We start from the raw sequence: 11,338 nt of genomic DNA, 5'->3' as shown, positions 1-11,338 counted from the left end.
GCATCCCGTTCGGTGCGCGGGCCGATGCCCGCACCGCCGTGGGTTCCGCGGTCGTCGACCTGACACCGGGCCCCGTCAAAGAGTGGGCCATCCAAACGCTCGGTCCGCTCGACAAACCCTTCCTGGCCGTCGTCGTGCTCGCGGTGATCGCGACGATCGCGGCGATCGCCGGCACTCTCGAGACTCGGCGCCGCCCGTTCGGCAGCGCTGTGATCGCCGCAACGGGCGTCCTTGGCTGCATTGCGGTGCTGTCCCGACCAGGCGGGACCGCACTCGACACGATCCCCACCGTCGTCGGCGCCGTGTGTGGCGTAGGGGTGCTGCGGGTGCTCAGCCGGCGGTTCTGGCCCGAGCCGGACGACGACGCAGACGACCAGAAGCAGGCAGATCCCGGCCGGCGCAGGTTGGTCATGTACGGGTTGCTCGGACTGGGCGTCGTCAGTGGGGTAGTGGGAGCACTCGGCGCGCGGCTGGCGCATTCGGTGGAAGCCGACCGCACGACATTCGCCCTGCCCCGACCGCGATCCTCGGCGCGCCCGATACCCCCTGAGGTGCAGCCGAAAGGCGTTGCGTTGCCGAGTTTTATCACTTCAAGTGCTGACTTCTACCGGGTCGACACCGCGCTGAGCGTTCCCCAGCTCAGCCGCGGCGACTGGCGCCTCCGTATCCATGGGATGGTGGATCGCGAGACCACCTACAGCTTTGACGACCTCGTCGGCTTCGACGTCGTCGAGACGGTGACCACGCTGACATGTGTATCCAATCCCGTTGGCGGAGACCTCATTTCAACGGGCATCTGGACGGGCTACCGGCTGGCGGACCTGCTGGCGGCGGCCGGTGTGCACCGGGACGCGGACATGGTGCTCTCCACCTCGATCGATGGATTCACCGTCGGCACCCCCGTGCAGGCTCTCACGGACGGCCGCGACGCGTTGCTGGCGGTCGGCCTCAACGGTCAACCGCTGCCGGTCGAGCACGGCTACCCGGCCCGCATGGTGGTGCCCGGACTCTATGGCTACGTGTCGGCCACCAAGTGGGTGGTGGATTTGGAGCTGACCCGGTTTGACAGGGCCAAGGCCTACTGGACGCGGCAGGGCTGGGCGGCGCAGGCGCCGATCAAGACGGAGTCGCGGATCGACGTGCCCAGGGGCGGCCAGAAGGTGCCGGTGGGGCCGGTGGTGTTCGGCGGCGTTGCGTGGGCACAAAATCGTGGTGTGCGGGCGGTCGAAGTCCGCATCGGCGACGGCGGTTGGGAACCGGCCGAACTGGGTGCGAGTTATTCCAATGAGACATGGCGATTGTGGAGCTTTCCGTGGCAGGCGAAAAGCCCCGGAAGAGAAACCATCACCGTGCGGGCGATCGACAATACCGGTGCCGTCCAAACCGAAGAGCGCGCCAATCCCGTCCCCGACGGTGCCACCGGCTGGCACACGGCAAACTTCGCCGTCGTGCCGGCTTAGCAACCTATTTCGACGATAGTTTCCGCCAACTGATCACCGCGATCGCGATCCCTACGAGCGCTGTGATCGGCCCGATGACGGACCAGGTGGTGGTGTTGCTCATCGGGCTGCCGCCGAGCACCCCGAATCCCTGCAGTGCCCAGATCACACCGAACAACGCGACGATCACCCCGACCGCGAAGGCGACGACGAATCCTCTGCTCATAGGGGGACCCTACGTGCCGATTCGGCCGTCCGCTGCCGCTGCGGTACGAATGATGGGTGGCTGAGCCGACTATCCTGCTGCTGTCGACATCCGACACGGACCTGATCAGCGCCCGTTCCAGCGGGAAGAACTATCGGTGGGCCAACCCGTCGCGGCTGTCGGACGACGAACTGCCCGACCTGCTGGCCGACGTCGCCATCGTGGTGGTGCGGATCCTGGGCGGTTACCGGGCCTGGCAGAGCGGCATCGACACCGTGATCGCCAGCGGCGTGCCCGCGGTGCTGGTCAGCGGCGAGCAGGCCGCCGACGCCGAGCTGACCGGACTGTCGACGCCGGCGGCCGGCATCGCGGTGCAGGCGCACATCTATCTGGCGCACGGCGGCGTCGATAACCTGCGCCAGCTGCACGCCTTCCTATCCGACACCGTGCTGATGACCGGGTTCGGATTCAGCCCGCCGGTCGTGACGCCGACGTGGGGCGAGCTGGCGCGGCCCAATGCCCGGGCTGCCGGGGGCCCGACGATCGCCGTGCTGTACTACCGCGCTCAGCACCTGGCCGGCAACACCGGCTACGTCGAGTCGCTGTGTCAGGCCATCGAGGACGCCGGCGCGCGGCCGGTACCCGTCTACTGCGCGTCGCTGCGCACCGCCGAACCGGCACTGCTGCAACGACTGAGCGACGCCGATGCGATGGTGGTGACCGTCCTGGCCGCCGGCGGACTGAAAGCCGCTACGGCGTCCGCCGGCGGCGATGACGACAGCTGGAACGTCGAACACCTTGCCGCCCTGGATATTCCGATCCTGCAGGGATTGTGCCTGACCAGTCCGCGTGCCCAATGGTGCGAAAGCGACGACGGGCTGAGCCCGCTTGATGTCGCCAGTCAGGTGGCGGTGCCTGAGTTCGACGGTCGCATCATCACGGTTCCGTTCTCCTTCAAAGAGATTGACGAGGACGGGCTGATCTCCTACGTCGCGGACGCCGAGCGATGCGCCCGTGTCGCGGGGCTGGCGGTGCGGCACGCTCAGTTGCGGCACGTCGCCCCGGCCGACAAGCGGGTCGCCCTGGTGTTCTCGGCCTATCCCACCAAGCACGCCCGAATCGGCAACGCGGTCGGGCTGGACACGCCCGCCAGCGCCGTCGCGCTGCTGCAGGCGATGCGCGATCGCGGGTACCGAGTGGGTGAGGTGCCGGGCGTCGAGGCGAACGACGGCGACGCTCTGATACACGCCCTGATCGCGCGGGGCGGCCAAGACCCGGACTGGCTCACCGAGGAGCAATTGGCGGGCAACCCGATCCGGGTGTCCGCCCGGGACTACCGCGCGTGGTTCGCCACCCTGCCGGCGCAATTCACCGACGCCGTCGAGGCGCACTGGGGAACGCCGCCGGGGGAGTTATTCGTCGATCGAAGCAACGATCCCGATGGTGAAATCGTCATCGCCGCAATCCAATCGGACAACCTGGTGCTGATGGTGCAGCCCCCCCGGGGCTTCGGGGAAAATCCGGTCGCCATCTACCATGACCCCGACCTGCCGCCCAGCCACCACTACCTCGCCGCCTACCACTGGCTGGACGCCGGATTCGGGTCGCACGCGGTGGTGCATCTGGGCAAACACGGCAACCTGGAATGGCTGCCCGGCAAGACGCTGGGCATGTCAGCGGCCTGCGGACCCGATGCGGCGCTGGGCAGCCTGCCGCTGATCTACCCGTTCCTCGTCAACGACCCCGGCGAAGGCACCCAGGCCAAGCGGCGCGCGCACGCGGTACTCGTCGACCATCTCATCCCGCCGATGGCGCGGGCCGAAACCTACGGCGACATCGCGCGTTTGGAGCAGCTGCTCGACGAGCACGCCAACGTCGCCGCGCTGGATCCGGGTAAGCTGCCCGCCATCCGCCAGCAGATCTGGACCCTCATCCGGGCCGCGAAGATGGACCACGATCTCGGGCTGGCCGAGCGCCCCGCCGAGGATTCGTTCGACGACATGCTGCTGCACGTCGACGGCTGGCTGTGCGAGATCAAGGATGTCCAGATCCGTGATGGCCTACACATCCTGGGGCAAAAGCCAACGGGGGAGGCCGAACTGGACCTCGTGCTGGCGATCCTGCGCGCCCGCCAGCTGTTCGGCGGCGAGCACGTCCTCCCCGGTTTGCGGCAGGCGTTGGGTCTAGCCGAGGACGGCACCGACGAACGCACGGCGGTCGACCAAGCCGAGGCCGCGGCACGGGAGCTCATCGCCGCACTACAGGGCGCCGGCTGGGATCCCGAGGCGGCCGACAGGCTCACCGACAACACGGAGGTCTCGTCGGTGCTCCGGTTCGCCGCGACCGAAGTGGTGCCCCGACTGGCCGGCACCTCCGCCGAGATCGACCAGGTGCTGCGAGCCCTGGACGGACGGTTCATCCCGGCCGGCCCCTCGGGGTCACCGCTGCGCGGGCTGGTCAACGTGCTGCCCACCGGGCGCAACTTCTACTCCGTCGATCCCAAGGCGGTGCCGTCCCGCCTAGCCTGGGAAGCCGGTGTGGCACTGGCGGATTCGCTGCTCACCCGCTATCGCGACGACCACGGGCGGTGGCCGCAATCGGTGGGGCTGTCGGTGTGGGGCACCTCGGCGATGCGCACCGCCGGCGACGACATCGCCGAAGTCCTGGCGCTGCTGGGCGTCCGGCCGGTGTGGGATGACGCGTCGCGCCGGGTCGTCGACCTCGCCCCGATTCCGCTGGCCGAGCTGGGCCGTCCGCGCATCGACGTGACGGTGCGGATCTCCGGCTTCTTCCGGGACGCCTTCCCGCATGTGGTGACGATGCTCGACGACGCGGTGCGGCTGGTCGCCGGCCTCGACGAGCCCGCCGACGACAACTACGTCCGCGCCCACGCCCAGGCGGACCTGGCTCAGCACGGCGATCAGCGCCGGTCGACCACAAGGATTTTCGGCTCCAAGCCGGGCACCTATGGTGCCGGGCTGCTGCAGCTCATCGACAGCCGCAACTGGCGCGATGACGCCGATCTCGCCGCGGTGTACACCGCCTGGGGCGGGTTTGCCTACGGTCGTGACCTGGACGGACGTGAGGCGGTCGACGACATGAATCGCCAGTACCGGCGTATCGCGGTGGCCGCCAAGAACACCGACACCCGCGAACACGACATCGCCGACTCCGACGACTACTTCCAGTACCACGGCGGCATGGTGGCCACGGTGCGCGCGCTGACCGGCCAGGCACCGGCGGCCTACATCGGCGACAACACCCGGCCCGACGCGATCCGCACCCGGACCCTGTCGGAGGAGACCACCCGCGTGTTCCGGGCCCGGGTGGTCAACCCGCGCTGGATGGCGGCGATGCGCCGGCACGGATACAAGGGCGCGTTCGAGATGGCCGCGACGGTGGACTATCTGTTCGGCTACGACGCGACGGCCGGGGTAATGGCCGACTGGATGTACGAACAGCTCACCGAGCGCTACGTGTTGGACCCGGAGAACCGGAAATTCATGGCGGAGTCCAATCCCTGGGCGCTGCACGGCATGGCCGAACGACTGTTGGAGGCGGCCGGGCGGGGCATGTGGGCGCAGCCGCAACCGGACACCCTCGATGGGCTGCGCCGGGCGCTGTTGGAAACCGAGGGCGATCTGGAAGGCTAGGCTCCCACGCGAGTTCTCCGCACCCACCGAACGTGCGGTTGGCCGCACACTCGGCACCGAACGTGCGGTTGGCCGCACACTCGGCATGGCTGAAACGTCAGATGAAGTCCGACCCGCCGTCCACGTTGACCGTCGCGCCGGTGACATAGCCATTTCGCCGCGATGCCAGGTAAGCAGTGATGGAGGCGACCTCTTCGGGAAGGCCGGCACGGCCGAGGTCGCAGGGCTGGTGAAAATTGTCGTCGATCCACGTCATGACGTCGACCGGATTGGTGGCGTCGAGGCCATCGGCGGCCAGGATGTCTTTGAGCGCCTCGGTGAAGCTGGCGGTCACAATCGTCCCCGGGCACACGCAGTTGACGAGAATGCCGTCCTTGGCAAGGCTTTTCGACAGATTTTTGGTGACGCTGGCCAGCGCCGCCTTCGATGCCGTGTAGGCGACAATCCGGGGGTTCTGGCGCTGAATCGAATGCGCGGACAGCGTCACGATGCGGGCCCAGTCCGCGGAGCGCAGCAGCGGCAACGAGGCGCGAATCGATCGCACCGCCGACATCGTGCCGAGGGCGAACGCCTCGTCCCATTGTGCGTCGTCCATGTCCTCGAAATAGCCGTCGGCCGGCCCAATTGTGTGGACCAGGCTGTTGAGTTGCCCCCAACGATCGGCGACTACGGCGAAACCCTCGGCGATAGATGCGGGATCAGCCATATCCACGCTGATCCCCACGGCATCCGCGGCACCGGCCTCGCGCAGCGACGTCACGGCGGCATCGAGCGCACCTTGGCTCCTGGCCATCACCGCCACCCTGGCTCCTTCGGCAGCAAGGGTTTCGGCGATCGCCAGCCCCATTCCCTTGCTGCCGCCCGTGACCACGGCCGTCGATCCCGCAAGACCCAGATCCATCGTCAGTCCCTTTCGATCACGTCAACACAGCTGGTCGATCACCTCGGCCGCCACGCCTAGCCCGCGCAGGCAGAACCGTTGAATGCTCCGGCGTAGATCGTCGCGATCACCAGCACCCTTCGCCCATTGCTGGTCGATTCCCGCCCACACCACCCCGTGGATGAACTGGGCGTGGGCCACCGGATCGACCTGGTGAAAGACCCCGTCCTGTATGCCGCGTCGAATTGCGTCGCGCAGCGGTGCGAGCATCTCCGCGTATGCGGGCTGAACCACACCGGGGGACGCGAAGATCTGCGATTGAGCCTCCAGTGACAGGCGCCGCAGATCGTTTCCGAGGCGCTCGTCGAATACCAGGTCGAGTCTTCCGTCGATCCACGCCGCGACAGCCTCGACTTCTGTTGCGGCACCGGCCATTCGACGCCTGAGGCGCCGCTTCTCGGTGCGCGCGCTCTCCAAGAAGACCGCGGCGACGAGTTCGTCCTTGGAGCCGAAATGCCGATAGAACGCTCGCGTGCTCAATGCGGCCCGGGTCAGGACCGCGGCGATGCTGAGCCCTTCGACTCCATGCTCGCGCAGCGTTGTCGACGCCGCGGCCAGGATCTGGTGGCGAACCGTCGGGTCAGGACCCAGCTTCTCGCGTCGCCGCGTGCGGGGAGCGCTCACCGAATCACGCCGTCGCGTCGTAGGAGGCCAGATAGTCCGCAAACCGCTCGCGAACGCCTTCGGGGGTCAGGCCGTAGTCGGCCAGGTCGTAGTCATGTGCGCCGCGGGAGCCGGGTCGGTGGTCCGCGGCCCAACGCTCGACGGACGCAAGGGTGCCGTCGGTGAAAGGCAAGCCCAGGGCGTCGTAGCTGGTTTGCAATGTGGCTACCGGATCGGACTGCAGATCGGCAAATGAGACATCGGCGAAACGGTCGTCGCCCACCTTGGCGCGGAAATCCATGGCACGCCGCACGCCTTCGGCCCAGCTGTCGACTTGCTCGGCGCCGAGTTCTTCGTCGTCGGTGCGGTCGCTGCTCCAGCTGCGCACATATCGGATGAGGCTACAGACGGATCCCATCACCTTGGCCGGATCGCGGTGGCTCCAAAGGAATTTCGCATTCGGGTACGCCTCAACCAGCGCGTCGAGGGCGAACATGTGTACGGGAGTCTTGAGGTGCCACAGCACCGGCGGACAATGCCATTGCAACAGCCTGAGCACTCGCCGATGGAAGGCGTAGGTCCCGCGCATATCGCAGTCCATCAGCCACGCGAGATACCCGGGTGCGCGAACGGCACCGTCGAAGTGGAAGGTGCGGAAGCTCATTCCCATGAGGTCTTGGCATTCGGTCGGGGCGGTGGGTTCGGAGTTATACAACGTCTTCATCAACGGGAACATGTCGTCGAGCATCTTCAGACCGGCCTCGGCCTGCGCGATCCGGGGGTCGCTGTGTTGGGTGGCGGCCTCCGGGGGTGGGGCTGGTGCCTGGGATTCCCACATCCGAAGGGACCGGAACTGGGGATCAGCGGCCACCAGTTGGCTCAGGGCGGTGGTACCGGTGCGGGGCAACCCGATGACAAAAACGGGGCCACCGACCACCTGGTCGTCGATCTCGGGGTGTTGCCGGTACGTGTCCTCTACTTTGAGGCGCTGGATCAGGGCGTTGCTGACGGTGGCGTGCTGGATCACCCGGCCGATCTCGCTGAGATCGGCCTCAGTGTTCAGCGCCTCGACGATGCGCTCGAGTCCCTCGCGGTAGTAGGGCGAGCCGAAGTCCTCGAGACCCGTTGCGGCGCGCGCCCCATCTTCCAACTCGTCGGCGTTGAATGTCACTTCCCGAACCTTTCGTGCACGGCCCGGGCACGCGCCGCGAGGGTCGCTTTACGCTCTTCGCTGCTGACTCTTTGCGTATCCGGGGGTAATGCCGCGTCAAGATCGGGGAAGGGCACGAGTCGAGTCGTCGGTGTCGGCGCCGTTTTGGTTCGCACGCAACGAAGGATGATCGGGCCGTTACTGTGGCCGGCGGTGTCGAGCCAATTCGCAACGCCGGGATCGCGTTCACACAGCACCACGCGCACCAAACCATCGGAATCCACCACGGCCTGATGGGCATTCAGGCTCGACTGGTGGCGGCCGTAGTGAATCGTCTCCCACCACGGATTGCCGATGGAAAAGCTCCAGTAAATGCCCTCTGGCGGTTCCACTTCCACGATGAGCGCCTCGTCTGGCTGCAGCTCCCAGCGGCCGATCACCGGCCTGTTCTCGGCCGCCGCCCCCATATCGGAGCGGTCGATGGGGGGCAGGAAACCGTTGGGCGGTGCGGCGGCACCGAATTGCAGAAAGAACGTCAGGTTGTCGCGAACGAAGTCGCCGAGGGCGGCCAGCTGCCTCGAGACCGCGACGTCCGCTTCGACAGGGGGGATTCTGGCCGCCATTGCGTCACCGAGCCGCTCGATGCGCAGCGACGATGCCACCTCGACATCCCAGTCGTAGAAAAAGTGCCGCACGGTCAACGTGGGATGCTGACCGTCGATGCGCATCCAATTGCCCGCTCGCCCCGTCGGTTCGGAGGCTGACAGCACTACCTCGAAGTTTCCGTGGGCATCCGTGTCGAGTTCGTCGACGAGCTCGTTCGCCGTCGCCGCGATGCCGTTCATCGTCTGCAGTCCGACGTAGCGGGCGGTGCCGCGATTGCCGAACAGTCGATAGCTCTCCCCGCCGCGAAGCACGGCGCGGGTGTAAAGGCAGTCCGGGCACTCCATTCCCCAGCTCACGATGTCATCCGTACTGGTGCGTTGAACGCGCAACATCGGATGCGGATCGAACCGCAACACTTCGTCTATGCCTGCGGCGAGCAGTACCAACAGATGCCTGATCCCGGCGGCGAGGTCGACCCGATTGTGATTCGCCGGGTCGGATTCGACAATCTGCGCAGCCTCACGCAGTCGAATGAGGAGATGCGACCACGCTTGATCCAGATCGGCGCCATCGGAGTCTGCCGACAACGCCGCCTCGGCGATGGAGAACGGCAGCCACGCCAGCGGCTTGTTGGGATCGCTCACGATTGCCTGCTTCTGTCGGTGCCAACCCTTAAATGAAAATCACGTTTTCGTTTAAGTTCTCATGACTATCGCAGCGCAGCCGTGAGAATGTCAACGTTGAGTCCGGACGGCGGTAGGTTGACACCGTGACACCGACCTTCGCCGATCTCGCCAAGGCGCAATACATCCTGCTGACCACCTTCACCAAGGACGGCAAGCCCAAGCCGACGCCGATCTGGGCGGCCTTGGAAAAAGACCGACTCCTGGTCATCACCCAGGAAAAGTCGTGGAAGGTCAAGCGAATCCGCAACACACCCCGCGTCACGCTGGCCACCTGCACGATGAGCGGCCGCCCGACCAGTGAGGCCGTCGAGGGGACCGCCGTCATCCTCGACAAGTCGCAAACGGGCGCGGTCTACGACGCGATCGGCAAGCGTTACGGCATCGTGGGCAAGGTGTTCAACCTCTTCAGCAAGCTGCGCGGTGGCATGGAACACAACGTGGGGCTCGAGCTGAAAGTGGTTTGACCGCTACGCCTTTGCCCCCGTTGCCAGGTGTTCGCCAAAGAACGCGAACACGCGGCGCCAGGCGTCCTCGGTGGCGGCCTCGTCGTAGCCGAAACCGGTGATCCGAAGCAGGCCCTGCACGGGCAGCTCGTTGGCGAAGCTGTGACCGGCGTCGGGATAGACCTTCACATCGGCGGTGATGTTCTTCTTGGCGATGGTTTCGCGCAGCTTCTCGGGCGCGCCCCGTCCCAGTGGGTCACGGCCGCCGAGGCTGGCCACAATCGGGCACGCCCCGTCGAGCGTCTTGTCGAGGTTGCGGGGCAGGGGAGTGCTGTAGAACGGCGCGGAGGCTCCGAAACCCTTGGGCGACATCACAAGTGCGAACTGACCGCCCATGCAGAAGCCCGCGACACCCACCTGGCCGGAACACTCCGGCATGGCTTTGAGGTGATCGCGCGCGGCCAGGATGTCGTCGATCGCGCGGCCGCGCTGCGTCTGCAGTTCCTTCATCACCCGGGTGATGCAGCGGATGCGGCCCCCGCGGGCGTACAGATTCGGGGTGACCGCCAGATAGCCCGCCCGGGCGATGCGGTCGTTGGTCGACTGCTTGTCCCGGCCGTAGCCGAACGCATCGTGGATCACCACCACTCCCGGCCATGGGCCTGATCCTGCGGGAGTGCTCAGTAACGCATCGATCGGTCCGCCGGGGGTGTCGATCTGAATCGTCGTCATAGCGTCATCTAACTGCAATCGCGGGGGATCGCACCACGGGAACTCGGGCGCGGTCCGCGGACGTTGACCGGGCATGGTGTCGCGGCTGTTGCTGGTCTATGCCGTCGTCGAACTCGCGGTGATCTTCGCGTTGGTGTCGACGATCGGATGGGGGTGGACCCTGCTGGTGCTGTTGGTGACGTTCGTGCTCGGGTGGGGCATCGTGGCCCCGATGGCGGGTTCGCACCTCATCCGCCGGGTGGGCCAATTGCGCTCCGGGTTGACCCAACCACGCCACGCGGCCGGCGATAGCGCGCTGGTCAGTTTGGCCGCGCTTCTCGTTCTCATTCCCGGGCTGGTGAGCACGGCGTTCGGCTCGTTGCTGCTCATCCCGCCGATACGGTCGGCCGTCGGTCCCGGATTGGGCTCGCTGGCGGTGCGCACGCTGCAGCGCCGAATGCCAGGGATCGGCAACGCGACCGCTCACCGCACCGACTCCCATCCGACGTCCTATCCGACCGGGCCTTACCCGGGTGATGGACGCGGCCGCGGCGACTACATCGACGGCGAGGTCATCGATGTCCAAGACGTCGAGCCACCCGTTCGGACCCCACGCTTCGACGGGCGCTGAGCCGCCGCGCGGGCCGCGCAGTACGCACGCGCTGATCGTTATCGCCATCCGAACAGTTACACGTAGCTTTGGCGTGTGACCGATAGTCCCGCCCCTCCTCAGGCCGCTTCACGGCCTGCATCGTCGCGGGACGTGACCGATAGTCCCGCCCCCGTGACCCTGCTGGTCAACGGCCGGGTGCACAGCCCCGCCCAACCCGACGCGACCGCGATGGCGGTCCGCGGCGGCGTCATCGCGTGGCTGGGCAGCGACGATGCCGGCCGCAGCATGT

Annotated in this window: 12 protein-coding genes; 6 read left to right on the top strand and 6 right to left on the bottom strand. The window is 66.8% G+C overall.

Going from position 1 to position 11,338, the window contains the following annotated elements; genetic code table 11:
- The first annotated feature begins 2 nt into the window (after positions 1-2).
- Entirely contained in the window at positions 3-1,460 is a 1,458-nt protein-coding gene (locus tag Q0W90_RS19475; RefSeq protein ID WP_297776028.1) for a molybdopterin-dependent oxidoreductase, read from the top strand.
- A 4-nt stretch (positions 1,461-1,464) separates the two neighbouring features.
- Here the strand turns inward: Q0W90_RS19475 and Q0W90_RS19470 are convergent, their stop codons facing one another.
- On the bottom strand, positions 1,465-1,665 hold the full coding sequence (locus Q0W90_RS19470; RefSeq protein ID WP_297597711.1) for a hypothetical protein: 201 nt from the start codon (positions 1,663-1,665) through the stop codon (positions 1,465-1,467).
- 56 nt (positions 1,666-1,721) lie between these two features.
- Here Q0W90_RS19470 and cobN point away from each other — a divergent pair, with 56 nt between their 5' ends.
- Entirely contained in the window at positions 1,722-5,297 is a 3,576-nt protein-coding gene (gene cobN / locus Q0W90_RS19465) for a cobaltochelatase subunit CobN (protein WP_297776025.1), read from the top strand.
- 97 nt (positions 5,298-5,394) lie between these two features.
- Here the strand turns inward: cobN and Q0W90_RS19460 are convergent, their stop codons facing one another.
- From Q0W90_RS19460 to Q0W90_RS19445, 4 genes are read right to left on the bottom strand one after another with little or no spacing between them, the layout of a single operon-like run.
- The gene (locus tag Q0W90_RS19460) at positions 5,395-6,198 is read right to left on the bottom strand and encodes an SDR family NAD(P)-dependent oxidoreductase (protein WP_297697431.1); all 804 of its coding nucleotides are present in this window, start codon (positions 6,196-6,198) and stop codon (positions 5,395-5,397) included.
- 21 nt (positions 6,199-6,219) lie between these two features.
- The gene (locus Q0W90_RS19455; RefSeq protein ID WP_297776022.1) at positions 6,220-6,861 is read right to left on the bottom strand and encodes a TetR/AcrR family transcriptional regulator; all 642 of its coding nucleotides are present in this window, start codon (positions 6,859-6,861) and stop codon (positions 6,220-6,222) included.
- Positions 6,862-6,865: 4 nt separating this feature from the next.
- Positions 6,866-8,011 (bottom strand): sulfotransferase, encoded by a 1,146-nt coding sequence (locus Q0W90_RS19450; RefSeq protein ID WP_297776019.1) that lies wholly within the window; start codon positions 8,009-8,011, stop codon positions 6,866-6,868.
- Positions 8,008-9,042: a hypothetical protein gene (locus Q0W90_RS19445; protein ID WP_297776016.1), complete on the bottom strand. Its 1,035-nt coding sequence runs from the start codon at positions 9,040-9,042 to the stop codon at positions 8,008-8,010. The genes Q0W90_RS19450 and Q0W90_RS19445 overlap by 4 nt, the downstream gene beginning before the upstream one ends.
- 3 nt (positions 9,043-9,045) lie before the next feature.
- Here Q0W90_RS19445 and Q0W90_RS19440 point away from each other — a divergent pair, with 3 nt between their 5' ends.
- On the top strand, positions 9,046-9,276 hold the full coding sequence (locus Q0W90_RS19440) for a hypothetical protein (RefSeq protein WP_297776014.1): 231 nt from the start codon (positions 9,046-9,048) through the stop codon (positions 9,274-9,276).
- Positions 9,277-9,365: 89 nt separating this feature from the next.
- On the top strand, positions 9,366-9,746 hold the full coding sequence (locus Q0W90_RS19435; RefSeq protein ID WP_297597699.1) for a PPOX class F420-dependent oxidoreductase: 381 nt from the start codon (positions 9,366-9,368) through the stop codon (positions 9,744-9,746).
- Positions 9,747-9,749: 3 nt separating this feature from the next.
- Here Q0W90_RS19435 and Q0W90_RS19430 read toward each other — a convergent pair whose 3' ends face one another.
- Positions 9,750-10,457 carry a dienelactone hydrolase family protein gene (locus tag Q0W90_RS19430; protein ID WP_297597697.1) on the bottom strand — a complete coding sequence of 236 codons (708 nt, stop codon included), beginning with the start codon at positions 10,455-10,457 and terminating at the stop codon, positions 9,750-9,752.
- 73 nt (positions 10,458-10,530) lie between these two features.
- On the opposite strand from Q0W90_RS19430, the gene Q0W90_RS19425 reads away from it, so the two are divergent.
- Positions 10,531-11,067 (top strand): FxsA family protein, encoded by a 537-nt coding sequence (locus Q0W90_RS19425; protein WP_297597695.1) that lies wholly within the window; start codon positions 10,531-10,533, stop codon positions 11,065-11,067.
- A gap of 132 nt (positions 11,068-11,199) precedes the next feature.
- A partial coding sequence (locus Q0W90_RS19420; RefSeq protein WP_297776031.1) for a hypothetical protein occupies positions 11,200-11,338 on the top strand: 139 nt, incomplete at its 3' end.

Origin of the sequence: Mycobacterium sp. (genome assembly GCF_025933915.1) — a bacterium.
Lineage (GTDB): Bacteria > Actinomycetota > Actinomycetes > Mycobacteriales > Mycobacteriaceae > Mycobacterium.
The sequence above is the reverse complement of the archived record's forward strand: the minus strand, read 5'-3'. Positions and strand labels throughout refer to the sequence as shown.

What these genes read in the sequence shown, in the direction of transcription:
- Q0W90_RS19470 (WP_297597711.1), bottom strand. Translation starts at nt 1,665, where the DNA reads ATGAGCAGAGGATTCGTCGTCGCCTTCGCGGTCGGGGTGATCGTCGCG.
- Q0W90_RS19460 (WP_297697431.1), bottom strand. Translation starts at nt 6,198, where the DNA reads ATGGATCTGGGTCTTGCGGGATCGACGGCCGTGGTCACGGGCGGCAGC.
- Q0W90_RS19440 (WP_297776014.1), top strand. Translation starts at nt 9,046, where the DNA reads ATGCCTGATCCCGGCGGCGAGGTCGACCCGATTGTGATTCGCCGGGTC.
- Q0W90_RS19430 (WP_297597697.1), bottom strand. Translation starts at nt 10,457, where the DNA reads ATGACGACGATTCAGATCGACACCCCCGGCGGACCGATCGATGCGTTA.
- Q0W90_RS19425 (WP_297597695.1), top strand. Translation starts at nt 10,531, where the DNA reads ATGGTGTCGCGGCTGTTGCTGGTCTATGCCGTCGTCGAACTCGCGGTG.